Origin of the sequence: Novosphingobium sp. G106 (genome assembly GCF_019075875.1) — a bacterium.
Taxonomy (GTDB): Bacteria; Pseudomonadota; Alphaproteobacteria; order Sphingomonadales; family Sphingomonadaceae; genus Novosphingobium.
Map to the genome: position 1 here is coordinate 504,248 of NZ_JAHOOZ010000001.1, position 12,925 is coordinate 517,172.

At 66.3% G+C, this 12,925-nt stretch carries 17 protein-coding genes; 8 read left to right on the plus strand and 9 right to left on the minus strand.

Annotated elements, in window-relative coordinates; translation table 11 throughout:
• Positions 1-558: a putative glycolipid-binding domain-containing protein gene (locus tag KRR38_RS02330; protein ID WP_217398234.1), complete on the minus strand. Its 558-nt coding sequence runs from the start codon at positions 556-558 to the stop codon at positions 1-3.
• A 16-nt stretch (positions 559-574) separates the two neighbouring features.
• Positions 575-1,054, minus strand: coding sequence for a nuclear transport factor 2 family protein (locus KRR38_RS02335; RefSeq protein WP_217398236.1), 480 nt, complete (start codon positions 1,052-1,054; stop codon positions 575-577).
• A 245-nt stretch (positions 1,055-1,299) separates the two neighbouring features.
• Here KRR38_RS02335 and KRR38_RS02340 point away from each other — a divergent pair, with 245 nt between their 5' ends.
• Complete coding sequence (locus KRR38_RS02340; RefSeq protein WP_217398238.1) at positions 1,300-1,494, plus strand: hypothetical protein; 195 nt, start codon at positions 1,300-1,302, stop codon at positions 1,492-1,494.
• A 21-nt stretch (positions 1,495-1,515) separates the two neighbouring features.
• Here KRR38_RS02340 and KRR38_RS02345 read toward each other — a convergent pair whose 3' ends face one another.
• The 4 genes from KRR38_RS02345 to rpsF all read right to left on the minus strand — a co-directional run bounded on the left by KRR38_RS02345 (position 1,516) and on the right by rpsF (position 4,262).
• The gene (locus KRR38_RS02345; protein WP_217398240.1) at positions 1,516-2,949 is read right to left on the minus strand and encodes an AMP nucleosidase; all 1,434 of its coding nucleotides are present in this window, start codon (positions 2,947-2,949) and stop codon (positions 1,516-1,518) included.
• Positions 2,950-3,064: 115 nt separating this feature from the next.
• Complete coding sequence (rplI, locus tag KRR38_RS02350) at positions 3,065-3,658, minus strand: 50S ribosomal protein L9 (protein WP_217398242.1); 594 nt, start codon at positions 3,656-3,658, stop codon at positions 3,065-3,067.
• Positions 3,659-3,671: 13 nt separating this feature from the next.
• Complete coding sequence (gene rpsR, locus KRR38_RS02355; protein WP_217398244.1) at positions 3,672-3,896, minus strand: 30S ribosomal protein S18; 225 nt, start codon at positions 3,894-3,896, stop codon at positions 3,672-3,674.
• Positions 3,897-3,899: 3 nt separating this feature from the next.
• Positions 3,900-4,262 carry a 30S ribosomal protein S6 gene (rpsF, locus tag KRR38_RS02360; protein ID WP_217407082.1) on the minus strand — a complete coding sequence of 121 codons (363 nt, stop codon included), beginning with the start codon at positions 4,260-4,262 and terminating at the stop codon, positions 3,900-3,902.
• A gap of 223 nt (positions 4,263-4,485) precedes the next feature.
• Here rpsF and KRR38_RS02365 point away from each other — a divergent pair, with 223 nt between their 5' ends.
• Positions 4,486-4,773, plus strand: a complete 288-nt coding sequence (locus tag KRR38_RS02365) for a hypothetical protein (RefSeq protein WP_217398245.1) — start codon at positions 4,486-4,488, stop codon at positions 4,771-4,773.
• Positions 4,774-5,010: 237 nt separating this feature from the next.
• On the opposite strand, the gene KRR38_RS02370 is transcribed toward KRR38_RS02365, so the two are convergent.
• The gene (locus tag KRR38_RS02370) at positions 5,011-5,736 is read right to left on the minus strand and encodes a Crp/Fnr family transcriptional regulator (RefSeq protein WP_217398247.1); all 726 of its coding nucleotides are present in this window, start codon (positions 5,734-5,736) and stop codon (positions 5,011-5,013) included.
• Between the two features lie 127 nt (positions 5,737-5,863).
• On the opposite strand from KRR38_RS02370, the gene KRR38_RS02375 reads away from it, so the two are divergent.
• The 4 genes from KRR38_RS02375 to KRR38_RS02390 all read left to right on the plus strand — a co-directional run bounded on the left by KRR38_RS02375 (position 5,864) and on the right by KRR38_RS02390 (position 8,865).
• Positions 5,864-6,637 carry a hypothetical protein gene (locus tag KRR38_RS02375; RefSeq protein ID WP_217398249.1) on the plus strand — a complete coding sequence of 258 codons (774 nt, stop codon included), beginning with the start codon at positions 5,864-5,866 and terminating at the stop codon, positions 6,635-6,637.
• Between the two features lie 76 nt (positions 6,638-6,713).
• The gene (locus tag KRR38_RS02380) at positions 6,714-7,667 is read left to right on the plus strand and encodes a DUF808 domain-containing protein (RefSeq protein ID WP_217398251.1); all 954 of its coding nucleotides are present in this window, start codon (positions 6,714-6,716) and stop codon (positions 7,665-7,667) included.
• 76 nt (positions 7,668-7,743) lie between these two features.
• Positions 7,744-8,076, plus strand: a complete 333-nt coding sequence (locus KRR38_RS02385; protein ID WP_217398253.1) for a hypothetical protein — start codon at positions 7,744-7,746, stop codon at positions 8,074-8,076.
• Between the two features lie 27 nt (positions 8,077-8,103).
• The gene (locus KRR38_RS02390) at positions 8,104-8,865 is read left to right on the plus strand and encodes an SDR family NAD(P)-dependent oxidoreductase (RefSeq protein WP_217398255.1); all 762 of its coding nucleotides are present in this window, start codon (positions 8,104-8,106) and stop codon (positions 8,863-8,865) included.
• On the opposite strand, the gene KRR38_RS02395 is transcribed toward KRR38_RS02390, so the two are convergent.
• Positions 8,862-9,869 (minus strand): alpha/beta hydrolase, encoded by a 1,008-nt coding sequence (locus KRR38_RS02395; RefSeq protein WP_254514612.1) that lies wholly within the window; start codon positions 9,867-9,869, stop codon positions 8,862-8,864. The genes KRR38_RS02390 and KRR38_RS02395 overlap by 4 nt on opposite strands.
• Positions 9,870-9,944: 75 nt before the next feature.
• Between KRR38_RS02395 and KRR38_RS02400 the strand changes: the two genes are divergently transcribed.
• Positions 9,945-10,586, plus strand: coding sequence for a helix-turn-helix domain-containing protein (locus tag KRR38_RS02400; RefSeq protein ID WP_217398259.1), 642 nt, complete (start codon positions 9,945-9,947; stop codon positions 10,584-10,586).
• Here KRR38_RS02400 and KRR38_RS02405 read toward each other — a convergent pair.
• On the minus strand, positions 10,583-12,001 hold the full coding sequence (locus KRR38_RS02405; protein ID WP_217398261.1) for a glutamate ligase domain-containing protein: 1,419 nt from the start codon (positions 11,999-12,001) through the stop codon (positions 10,583-10,585). The two genes, KRR38_RS02400 and KRR38_RS02405, sit on opposite strands and share 4 nt — an antisense overlap.
• Positions 12,002-12,081: 80 nt before the next feature.
• On the opposite strand from KRR38_RS02405, the gene KRR38_RS02410 reads away from it, so the two are divergent.
• On the plus strand, positions 12,082-12,909 hold the full coding sequence (locus KRR38_RS02410; protein ID WP_217398263.1) for an LD-carboxypeptidase: 828 nt from the start codon (positions 12,082-12,084) through the stop codon (positions 12,907-12,909).
• The last annotated feature ends 16 nt before the right edge of the window (positions 12,910-12,925 follow it).

Below are 12,925 nucleotides of genomic sequence, written 5' to 3' on the forward strand. Positions count from 1 at the left end.
TTATGCCGGCATCACCCGCTCGAACAGGTGCTCGTAGCTTATGACGAGGCCTTCACCGTCGACGGTCAGATCTGCCTCGAAACCGCATGACAAGCCAAGGTCGACATAGCGCAGCGTCCTTGCACCGTGGCGATCGTAGCGCTGGCTCGATCGCGCGACAGTGAGCGCCGGGCCGTCGATGAAGGCGGTGTCGAGCGACAGGCTGGCACCCGGCGTTTCGGGCGTCCGGCGGATGGGGAAGGTGTTGCAGAACGGGGTCACCGACAGGTCCGGCTCCTCGGCGCCGTCGAGGTCTGGCCGCAGGGCGCCGTCGACGCGCCAGCCGCTGCCGGCGCGCTCCAGCAGCAGCCTGCCGTGGCCGTTTTCGTTCCAGCGCTCGACCGTGACCGCCTGGGCGCGCCAGCCCGAATCGAGCTGCCAGCTATGGTCGAGGCGGAAGCCCCCGGCTTCGAGGCAGATCACCGTCGAGCGTGCCTCGATGCCGAGCGGCGAGACGAGGAGTTCGAGCCGCTCGAACCCCTCGATGTCGGTCCGACGCCAGAAATAGACGGGGTCCATGCTGGCTATCCGGCCGTTAGCCGACCGGATTGTCCGCCGCCGGCCGCAGCCCGCGCAGATGACCCGTGTTGTCCTTGCCCGCGATAAGCGAAGGCTGCGGACAATTGCTTTCGATACGCAGGTAGGAGAGCGCCATGGTCTTGATGTACCAGCGGTTGTCGCGCTTCACGTAGGTTTCCAGGTAGTGGCCCCAGCCGTGGTTCTGGCTGCCGTCTTCCCAGATGTTGTAGTCCTCCAGCACCCAGACGCCGGTGGCGGTATCGGGGCCGGTCAGGTCGATTTCGGGCATGTGGCCGTGGTGGACGCTCTGCACCATTGTCAGCGAGCTGGCATAGGCGGCGAAGTCCTTGCGGCCGCGATACTGCGGACCGCCCGCGCGGCTCAGGTCGACCACGCAGTCTTCGGCGAAGACACCGGCGTAGGTCTCCCAGTCCTTCAGATCGAGCGACCGGAAGTAGCGGGCCTTCAGCTTCTTGATCTCTTCGACGTCGTCCATTGCGCTCTCCCATTTTTGTGCGTCACTGTGTCGCAGGAGCGGAGGCTATCGAACACGGGTGGGGGAAGGCAAGCGGCGTTCTTTGGCAGGAGGCGCAATTCGGCTGGCTCAAACTCTACTCAATTTGTCGACATTTTCGCCCGGCGAGCCGATAGCCTATTGTCTATCAAATCAATTGAGTTATCGTGGCCCATATCGGGACGTTGCACGAGTCGGTCGGCCTGCACCGTCATAGGAGATTGTCGATGGCCCAGGTTCATGCATTCGCATCGTCGCGTCCGAGCTTCACGGTTCCGGTGATCCGGCGTGCGGCCGTCGCGGGTCACGGGCCAGCCCATGGGCATGCAGACGACGGTTCGAGCAGCCCGGCCACAGGTATCGTGATCGCAGCGGCGCTGGGCGCTGCAATGTGGTACGGCCTCGCCTTGCTGGTGCTCTGAAGACCCAGCTTCACCGAATTTTTAGCGGAACGGTGGCTCGTTGAACGCGCGCAGCTTGCGGCTGTGCAGCCGGTTGCCTTCGGCGCGTAGCAGGTCGCAGGCGACGACGCCGATCTTGAGGTGCGCAGCGATCGCCTGTTCGTAGAACCGGTTTGCCTGGCCCGGCAGCTTGATCTCGCCGTGGAGCGGCTTGTCCGAGACGCAGAGCAGCGTCCCGTAGGGCACGCGGAAGCGATAGCCCTGGGCGGCGATCGTCGCGCTTTCCATGTCGATGGCGACGGCGCGCGACAGGCTGAGCCGGCGCGCCGAATGGGTGTAGCGCAGCTCCCAGTTGCGGTCGTCGGTGGTGACGACGGTGCCCGTGCGCATCCGCTTCTTGAGGTCGGCACCGCCCGTGCCGCTGACCAGCTCGGCCGCGCCGGCCAGAGCCACCTGGACTTCCGCGATGGCAGGAATGGGAATCTCGGGCGGCAGCACCGGGTCGAGCACGTGGTCGTCGCGCAAATAGGCGTGGGCGAGCACGTAGTCGCCGATCCGCTGCGTGTCGCGCAGGCCGCCGCAGTGGCCGATCATCAGCCAGGCCTCGGGCCGCAGCACGGCCAGGTGGTCGCAGATCGTCTTGGCGTTCGACGGGCCGACGCCGATGTTGACCAGGCTGATGCCGCCACGGTTGGGCGCGATCAGGTGATAGGCGGGCATCTGGTGCCGGCGCCAGGCGGTGTCCGACAGCCGCGCGCGGGCGTTGTCGGTCGCATCCTCCAGATAGAGCCCGCCGGCGCCCGACAGAGCGGTATAGTCGGGCGTGCCGAGATGCTGGCCGGCCCAGTCGACGAATTCGTCGACGTAGCGGTGATAGTTGGTGAACAGGATGTAGCGCTGGAAATGCTCGGGCGGCGTTCCCGTGTAATGCGCGAGGCGGGCGAGGCTGAAATCGGTCCTGAGGCCGTCGAACAGGGCGAGCGGAATCGGCGCGCCGGGGGCGCTGATCTCGATCCCGTCGGCCAGTTCATCGCCGATGTGCGCGAGTTCGGTCGCCGGGAAATGCAGCGCCAGTTCCATCGGGCTGACGCTGCCGAGCTCGGTGCTGGCATCGACCACATAGGGGAAGGGGATCTCCTGGCTCGAGCGGCCGACCTCGACGCGGATGTCGTAGTCGGCGGCTAGCAGGCCGAGCTGTTCGGCCAGATAGTCGGCGAAGAGCGCGGGGCGCGTCACCGTCGTCGCATAGGTCCCCCCGCGCGCGAGGCGGCCGAACGAGCGCGTCACGTCGGGGCGGTGCTCGCGGCCGGCGTAATGGATACGCAGTTCGGGATAGCACCAGGCATTATCGCGGCGCCGCTCGGGCGACGGCACGGTGCCGTCGGCGGCATAGGCGGCGACGTCGGCGCGCAGCACGGCGACGGCCTCGTCATAGATCTGGGTGAGTTCGGTGATTATCGCGTCGGCAGATTGCATCGCCGGAAGATAGGCCCGGACTATTGCAAAAGCAAAATGCCGACGGAGAAATGCAGGCACAGAAAAGGCCGCCATCCTTGCGAATGGCGGCCTTTCTTGTCTGAAACTGAGAAGATCAGGCTTCCGGAGCGTCCTCGGCGGGCTCTTCGGCAGCGATTTCGCCCGGCTCGGCGTTCGGGTCGAAGGCTTCGATGAAGCCCGCGGTGTCCTGTTCGAACATCGCGGCCATGACGTCGACGCCCTGCGACTGAAGCTCGGCCTCGTCGGGCGAACGGGCGACGTTCACCTTGACGTTCACCGACACTTCCGGGTGCAGCTGGACGCGCACGTCGAACACGCCGATCGTCTTGATCGGACGCTCGAGGATGACCATCGCCTTGGCGACCTTGGCGCCTTCGGCGTTCAGGCCATCGACGATGTCGCGAACCGAAACCGAACCATAGAGCTGGCCCGAGTTCGACGAAGCGCGGATGAGCACGATGCTCGTGCCTTCGACGTCCTTGCCGTGGATCTCGGCTTCACCGCGGCGCGAAGCGTTGTCGGCTTCGATGCGGGCGCGGTTGGCTTCGAACACCTTGCGGTTGGCGTCGTTGGCGCGGAGCGCCTTCTTGTTGGGCAGCAGGAAGTTACGCGCGTAACCGTCCTTGACGGTGACGACGTCACCGATGGAGCCCAGCTTCTCGATGCGTTCGAGGAGGATGATCTGCATGGTCTTTCCTCCCTTACTTCACGAGGTACGGCAGAAGGCCGATCTGGCGGGCGCGCTTGATGGCCTGGCCGAGCTCACGCTGCTTCTTGGCAGAAACGGCGGTGATGCGGCTGGGCACGATCTTGCCACGCTCGGACATGAAGCCCTGCAGCAGGCGCACGTCCTTGTAGTCGATCTTCGGTGCGTTCTTGCCCGAGAACGGGCAGGACTTGCGGCGGCGGAAAAATGCACGTGCCATGGCTTACATCTCCTCGCGGTCGCGGCGGCGCGTACGCTCGCGGTCGGACTTGCGCATCTGCACCGAAGGACCTTCTTCGAGCTCGTCGACGCGGACCGACATATAGCGGATCACGTCTTCGTTGATCTGGGTCTGGCGCTCGAGCTCGGCGATGACGCCGGCGGGCGCCTCGATGTTGAGCAGGACGAAGTGCGCCTTGCGGTTGCGCTTGATCTTGTAGGCGAGATTCTTGAGGCCCCAGGCTTCGGTCTTGACGACCTTGCCCTGGTTGGCTTCGACGATCTCGGTTGCGGTGGCGGCCAGGGCATCGACTTGCGCCTGGCTCAGATCCTGGCGCGCCAGGAACACGTGCTCGTATAGCGGCACGGCGGCTTCCTTCATCTGTCTAACCGATCGCTGGCTGATCCGCGGTATTGCGGGGCCCCTCCGGCTTTCTTGGTTTCCCTGCTGTTGCGGGGAAGCGGCGGCCCTTAACCGATCGGCGGGGAAAAGCAAGCCGTACGTGACTTGCCCCGTTTAGTGGGTTGTCCCGATTGACCGCTTTCCGAGATCGGCTATGAGCCATTATGGATCATATGGAGGGTGCGGCATGAAATATCTTTCAGGAGCCCTGGCTCTGGCGGTTCTGGGCGCGCCCATCGCGGCCCATGCTCAGGCGGCCTGGTTGACCCAGACCTCGAAAGTCGGCGATCTCCTTGCCAATCCCGCAACGCGCGCCGTGCTCGAGCGGCATTTCCCCGGCGTCTCGAAGGACTGGCGGATGAAGATGGTGAAGGGCAAGACCTTCCGGCAGCTGAACACGATGGCGCCGGACCGCTTGCCGGCCGCCAAGCTCGATGCGGTCGACCGCGATCTCCAAGCAATCCCGGCACGCTGATGAAAGGGGTTCGGCCAGCGGCTTGGTCCGAGCCGCTGGCCGAGGGGAGATAGTGGACGGCTTATTCCCACGTGCCTTGGGGGCGGCGAAGCGGCCGTCCGCGCTTCGCTTGGGGGTCACGAACAGGATCGGGAGAGCTATCGTGACAGCTCGTTTATCGCACCCGGCGCCGACGATTGCGGTGCGAGTCCGCACACCGGCAATGTGAGTCTTCTCACATCCCCGGTTGCTTGAAGACTAGTCGCTGGAGTTCGCTGCCCGCTGGGTCACGCCGACGTCGCCTGCGGCGGCGCGGATGATCTCGGCCAGTTCGGCGACATCGTTGACGCGCAGCTCGCGACCCTGCTGGACGACGATGCCCTGCTTCTGGAGGTATTGCAGCTCGCGCGTCACGGCTTCGCGGTGCGTGCCGATCCGCGCGGCGAGCTGGGCGTGGGTCGGCACGGAAGCGATCACTGCCGCGTTGCCGTGGACCCCGACGTCGAGGCTCATGCGGAGCAGTTCGCAGTGGAGCCGGCTGCGCACGGCCAGCGCGTTCAGTTCGAAGATGCGTTCGTTCTGCAGGCGGATGCGGCCGACCAGCCGCCGTGCCAGCCATTCCGCATTCTCGGGCGTGCTCAGCGCCGCGCGGCGGAAGTCCGTGCTGGAAATGCAGGCGAGTACGCTGGCCGTGGTCGCGGCGACCGTGGCGGAGCGCGTCTGGTCGTCGATCGCGGCATATTCGCCGAACAGGTCGCCGGGCCCGAGATCGGCAAGGCTGATTTCTCGGCCGCTCAGCGAATAGAGCTCCACCCGCAGCGTGCCTTCGATCACGACGAAGACGTCGGTGGTGCGGTCCTGGTGGCCGATGACGATCTGGCCGGAGCGGAGTGTCACCAGGCGGGCATGGGGTTCGAGCTGTTCCCCGAGGGTTTCGGGCAGCAGCCGGGACAGCGCCTGTAGCTGGCTGTTCGATTTGACCATGAAGTTCCCCACGCCGATTTCCGCCCAACCTATTCCGCCGCGCCGCGCCCGTCCAGCATGCGTCCATCGGGGGTTTCCGGACTCGCCCGGTGACGGCATAGTGCCGCGGCACGATCGGGAGAGCGCAATGGACTATATCAGCGTCGCCGAGGCGCGCGGGCTCAAGGGCTTGCGGCTGGTATTGAGCGCGGGCGTGCCCGGCCCCTGGGGGATCGCCGCCAAGGCGCTGTTCAAGGTGCGCGCCGTGCCCTTCGTCGCAGTGCGGCAGGAAATCATGCAGCCCAACGAGGATCTTGTCGCCTGGACCGGGCGCCGCAATGCGCCGGTGGCGGTCTATGACGACGAGCCCGGGCTCGACAACTGGCTCGACATCGTGATGCTGGCCGAGCGGCTCGGCAGCGGGCCCTCGCTGCTGCCGGCCGATCCGATCGACGAAGCGTTGTGCCTGGGCTTTTCCGCGCAGATCTGCGGCCACGGCGGCTATGCCTGGTCGCGCCGGCTGATGATGACGCGCGAAGGCACGGCCGCGCCGCAGCCCCCCGAACTCATGGCCAGACGCCAGGCGATGATGAGCGGCTATGGCATGCGCCCCGATGCCCCGGAGAACGCGCCGCAGCGTGCGATCAAGATCCTCCACGGCCTGGTCAAGCAGCTCTACCACCAGCGCGAGCGCGGCTCGGACTATCTGGTGGGCGATCATCTCAGCGCCTGCGACATCCACTGGGCGGCCTTCTCGCAGATGGCGCAGCCGCTGACCTTGGAGGAATGCCCGTTCCCGGTGGGGATGCGCGAGATGTACGATCAGATGCCGCCCGAAGTGCGCGCCGCGGGCGATGCGATCCTGATCGAGCATCGAGACCGTATCTTCGCACGGCACATCGGGCTGCCCATGGAGTTCTGAGGGCGCGCGCACTTGCGGAAGCAGGCGAGCCATTGCACACAGCCGCTTCCCGTCCCCAAAGAAAGCCCCGTTCCCGATGCCATCCGGCCTGGTTGCCCTGCTCGACGATATTTCCGTGATCGCCAAGCTCGCCGCCGCCTCGCTCGACGATGTCGGTGCGGCGGCTGCCAAGGCCGGCACCAAGGCGGCGGGCGTGGTGATCGACGACGCCGCGGTGACGCCGTCCTACGTCACCGAGTTCACGCCCGAGCGCGAGATCCCGATCATCGTCAAGATCGCGCGCGGCTCGCTGATCAACAAGCTGGCGATCCTGCTGCCTTTGGCGCTGCTGCTCAGCGAGTTCCTGCCCGTCGCGATCACGCCGCTGCTGATGATCGGCGGGCTCTACCTGAGCTTCGAGGGCGCCGAGAAGGTCATCGAGAAGCTCAGCGGCGCCAAGCACGGCGAGACGCTGGCAGACCCGATCGAGGACTTGGCCGAATTCGAGCGCCAGCGCGTCTCGGGCGCGATCCGCACCGATTTCATCCTCTCGGCCGAGATCATGGCCATCGCGCTGAACGAGGTGGCCGACACGCCGCTGCTTGAGCGTGCGATCGTGCTCGCCGTGGTCGGCATTGCGATCACCGTCGCCGTCTATGGCGCGGTCGCCTTCATCGTGAAGATGGACGACATCGGCCTCGCGCTAACGAAGCGCTCGAGCAGGCTCGCCAAGCAGGTCGGCCGCTTCCTGCTCTGGTCGATGCCCAAGCTGATGTCGCTGCTGGCGTCGGTCGGGACGCTGGCGATGCTCTGGGTCGGCGGCCAGATCATCGTCCACGGCCTCCACGTGCTGGGCCTCCACGGGCCGTCGGATATCATTCACGGTGTCGAACATGTGGTTGCTGGTGCCACGGGGCCGCTCGGTGGCCTGCTCGGCTGGCTGACCAATGCCGCGCTCTCGGCCGTGGTCGGCGTGGTCCTGGGCAGCGTGGTCGCGGTGATCGTCCACATGCTGCAGAAGGCGGGCGTGCTGAAGTCGGTCAGCGCCTGACGCGAAACGCGTTGCGATTCGTCGCAAGGACAAGCAATCTCCGCGCGCGGGTCGAGATGCTTGCGGGGGTGCTTCTATGGGTACGAATCTTCTCTATCGCTTCGGCGGGCTGCTCTGTCTCGCCATAGCGGCCGGTTTCGGCTGGTTCTTCATCTGGCAACCGCTGCAGGAGGCCCAGGCCCACGCGCCTGAAGTCGACTACAGCATCAAGGCTTTCGTCCTCGTGCCCTTCGCCGCGGTGTTCGGTGTGTTCTTCCTGCTCTTCGGCGACAGCGTCGAGTACCGCAACGTCGAGAAGCAGACGCCTACCGCCGCCGGTTGGGTGCTGTTCCTGATCGCCGCGGTGGCGAGCGGCCTCAGCTTCTGGTGGTTCGACAGCCAGTTCTCGGCGCTGGGCTATCACTACTAGCGTTCCAAAAAAAAACGGGAGCAGGACATGGGAGAGTTGGATGGCAAGGTCGCGTTCCTGACGGGCGCGGGCCGGGGCGTTGGCGTCGGTATTGCCCTGGCCCTGGCCAAGGCGGGGGCGAGCATCGGCCTCTTCGGCCGTACGCGCGAGACGCTCGATGAAACGGCAGCCAAAGTCGGCGAGCTGGGTTGCCGCACCGTGGTCTGCGTCGGCGATGTGGGCCTGCGCAGCGATGTCGACCGGGCGGTGGCACAGGTCCAGGGCGAACTTGGACCGATCTGGGCGCTGGTCAACAACGCCTATTCGGCGGTGACCACCTCGGTCGAGGACATTACCGACGAGGCGCTCGACAGCACCTTGCGCGCCTGCCTTCACGGCTCGCTCTACTGCATGCAGGCCTGCTTCCCGACGATGAAGGAGCAGGGCGGGCGGATCGTCAATTTCGGTTCGGGCGCGGCGACGATGGGGACACCGATCCTCGCCTCCTACAACATCGCCAAGGAAGCGATCCGCGGCCTCACCAAGACTGCGGCGGTGAACTGGGGGCAGTATGGCATCACGGTCAACACGATCTGCCCGCTGTCGGCTTCGGATGCCTATCAGGGCTGGTTCGATTCGCTGAGCCCCGAACGGCAGCAGACCCACCTCCAGGGCATTCCGCTGCAGCGCATGGGCGATCCCGAGAAGGACATCGGTTCGCTGGTCGTGTTCCTGGCGGGACCGGGCGGCGGCTACATGACCAGCCGCACGTTCCACGTCGATGGCGGCAATTGCTACTACGATCGCTAGGCCAGATTCTCGCGGAAGAAACCGATCATCGCCTGGTAGGCGTCCTGCGATTCGGGAAGCTGGAAGTTGTAGTAGTAGCAGTGGCCCATCGCCTCGCCGACGATCAGCGTCGAGCGCACGCCAGCCTTGAGCAGCGCCGAATTGGTGACGATCGCTGGGCTCATGTCCATCGCGCGCGTGCCGGTGATGATCAGCGTCGGCGGGTACTTGGCCATGACCTCGGGATGGAGCGCCGGCGATATGCTGGTGTCCTTCATGTCGTGCCCGGAGAAGTAGCCGTTGGTGATATCGACCGGTTTTTCGCCCGGCGGCGGGGGCGGCGCGAAGGAACCGTCGATGTAGCCGGCGATATAGGCGGAATCGCCCGAATTGAACCGCACCGCGCCTGCGCCGAAGATGCCGAGCGCGGCGGCCTGGGGCAGGCCATGCGCGGGCAGCCACGCGCCCATCTGGCCGGTCAGCGCGCCACCGGCCGAGCCGCCATAGATCACGATCCGGCTGGCGTCGTAGGTCTTGAGCAGCTCGGCATAGACCGCGGCGACGTCCTCGGCCCCCGCGGGATGCTTGTGCTCGGGCGCCATGCGGTAGTTCACCGAGACGACTTTGTAGCCGCCGAGCACCGCCACAGGGGGCGATTCCAGCATCGCGCAGCTCGGCCAGCCCATGGTGAAGGCGCCGCCGTGGAGGTTGATCAGTACCCGTTCCTGGTCGAACGGCTTGTCCTTTGGCGTGAAAATCTTGACCGGGACGCCCGCGATCGTCTCATCGACCACATCGACAGGGAACGCGGCGAGCACGCCCGCAACCTGGGGGGCGAGCATGACCTCCAAGCCCGCGCGGACTTCGGCGATGTCTCGGCCAGCCGTGACGGGCGCGGCGCCCGCCATTTTCGCGCGGTATGCCTGCGCGGCCTGCGCCTGGGGGCTGGAGAACGCCGAGGCGGGAAGATCGAAAGCCGGGACGTGGGTAGTGCCGTCTTCCTCGAATACAGGCCGTGCAGTCATCGTGTCTCTCCCTCGTTGCGGCTTAGGTTGCATTCGCGATTTGCAGAGTCAAGTCACGTGACTTAAAGGGAGGAAATGGCCACTCAAGCACCTACTACCGCAGCGGCGGACATGCTGGTCGATACGGCCGAGCGGCTGATCGGCGAGCATGGCTTGGAAGCCGTGTCGCTGCGCCAGATCAGCCGCGCGGCGGGGCAGGGCAACAACTATGCCGTGCAATACCATTTCGGCGATCTCGCGGGGCTGATCCGGGCGATCCAGGATCGACGCATGCCTGCGGTCGAGCGCCTTCGCAGCGCGCTGCTGGCGAAGGTTCGTGCCGCGGGCAGGCAAGACGATACGCGGGCGCTGACCGAAGTGCTTTACCTGCCGCTGCTCGACCTGCTCGATGCGAGCGGCGAGCGGCGGTTCGCGCGTTTCGTTCTGGCGATGCTGAGCCTGCCCGATGTCGAACGTTTCGGTGACGGGCTGGTGGAAGCGATGCCCTCGGCGATGGAGGCGCTCGAACTGCTCTGCGCCTTGCATCCGGCCCTGTCGATGGAACTGATCCTCGAGCGGCAGCGGCTGCTGGCGATCATGGTGCTGACCAGCGTGTTCAACCGGCGGCCGCCGTTCGACTTGCCGGACAACGACGCGGCAGCGATCGACAATGCCCTGGCCATGGCGAGCGCGGCCTTGGCTGCACCGGTCGGTTCCGGTGTCGCCGCGATCGTCTAGGGCAGGCGCGCCAGCAGATCCTTGGCGAAAAGGGTCAGCGTATCGTCTCGCGCGCCCATGATCACGACGCGGTCGCCCGACTGGGCCAGTTCGACGATCCGGTCTCCGCAGGCGGCGCGTTCGGGAATATGCTCGGCCTGACCGCCGGCTTCGCGGATCAGCCGAACGATCCGCTCGCTGCCCTCGCTGCGATCGACGGTGCCGCCGAAATAGACCGGGTCGCAGAGGATCGTGACGTCGTCGGGCGAGAGCTTGCGCGCGAAGACTTCGGCCAGTTCGTGGCCCATCTGGCGCAGCGGGCCGTAGCCGTGCGGCTGGAAGAAGGCGATGACGCGGCCGGGATGGGCCTTGAGCGTCGCCAGTGTGGCCGAGACCTTGTCGGGATTGTGCCCGAAGTCGTCGATCACGGTAACGCCCGAAGGCGAAGTGCCGACGATGTCGAAACGGCGCGCGAGGCCGGCGAAGGAGCCTAGCGCTGCCACCGCATCGGCCACGGACACGCCGGCGGCATTGGCCGCGGCGATCGCGGCGAGGGCATTGGCGAGGTTGTGGCGACCGGGGACCTTGAGCGCCAGTGCGTGCGTGCTGCCGTCGCGCCGGTCGACGATCGTCGCGGTCAGGCTGGTGGGGCCTTCGGCAAGGCTATCGGGCGCGACGCCGATCTGCGCCTCGGGACTGTCGATGCCGAAAGTGACGAGTCGCTGGGCGCGGTGGGCCAGGCCCGCGGTCTCGGCATCGTCGACGTTGATCGCGGCGACGTTGGCCTCGGCAAGGAAATCGCCGAACAGGGCGCGCAACTCCTCCAGGCTCTTGTGGTCGAGGCTGACGTTGCCGAGCACGGCCACCTTGGGCCGGTAGAGCGCGATCGAACCGTCGCTCTCGTCGACTTCCGAGACGAAGACACCGCCGCTTCCGACCCGGGCACTGGCGAACGGCGCATCGTCGCGCACGAAGTTCTTCATCACCGCGCCGTTCATGATCGTCGGATCGCGGCCGGCCTGGGTCATGATCCAGCCGGCCATGCCGGTAACGGTCGACTTGCCGCTCGTCCCGCCGATGGCGATCCCGGTTCCGGCGGCGTTGAACAGCCTGGCCAGCAGTTCCGCGCGGCTCATCCGCGGGCAGCCAAGCTCCTTGGCGCGCACCACTTCGGGCACCGTGTCCTCGACCGCGGCCGAGGCGACGAGCGTCTGGTCGGCAGAGACGACGCCGCTGCCGTCTTGAGGGAAGAGGGTGAAGCCCAGGCTTTCCAGCCAGGCAAACTTCTCCGCCGTGCGCCCCTGATCGCGGCTGCGGTCCGAGCCCGCGACTTCGGCACCCTGGCCGCGCAGGATCAGCGCCAGGGGCAACATGCCCGAGCCGCCGATGCCGCAGAAGAACCAGGGATGGGCGGTGAGCGAAGGGGAGTCAGTCATCATCGCTTCGGTATGCGCGCGCGGGTGATTACACAACCTCACCGCTTTCGCGCCGATGACGATATCGTTACACCGCAGGCATGCCACGTGTCGCCATCTGCGCTCCGTCGACCCCGATGACCGAGGAGGACGCGGCGCGGGTGAGCCGTCTGGCCGGGGCCGAATTCCCCGGCATGGAGCTTCACTTCCACCCGCAGTGCTTTCTTTCGGACGGGCATTTCGCCGGGTCGGACGCCCAGCGGCTCGACGCGCTGCTCGAATGCGCCAACGATCCCGCTTTCGATGCCGTGTGGTTCGCGCGCGGCGGCTACGGCGCTTGCCGGATCGCCGAGGATGCGATTGCCAAGCTCGATCATGCGGCGCAGGACAAGGCGTTCCTCGGCTATTCGGATGCGGGCTATCTGCTCGGTGCGCTCTATCGCGCGCGGATCGGACATCCGATCCATGCGCCGATGCCCAACGACATCCGCCGCGAGGGCGGCACGGCGGCGGTGCGCCGGGCGCTCGGCTACATCTCGGGCGACCGTTCGGGGCTGGAACCCTCGCTCGACCGGCATCCGGCCGTGGCCTTCAACCTGACCACGCTGGCCATGCTCTGCGGCACGCGCCTGATGCCCGGCCTCGCCAATCACATTGTCATGGTCGAGGAGGTCAGCGAGCATCTCTACGCGGTGGATCGGCTGTTCTTCCACCTGACTGCACACCTCGGCGGGATTGCCGGACTGCGGCTCGGGCGGGTCAGCGATGTGCCCGAGAACGACAGGCCGTTCGGCCAGGAATCCGAAGCGATCGCGCGCCATTGGTGCGGGCGTCACGCGATCCCCTTTCTCGGCGCTGCGGACATCGGCCACGATGCTGCCAACAGGATTGTCCCGTTTGGGCTTGCGGGGCGCGCGCAAGGGCAATAGTCCGCCGCGCTTCGAT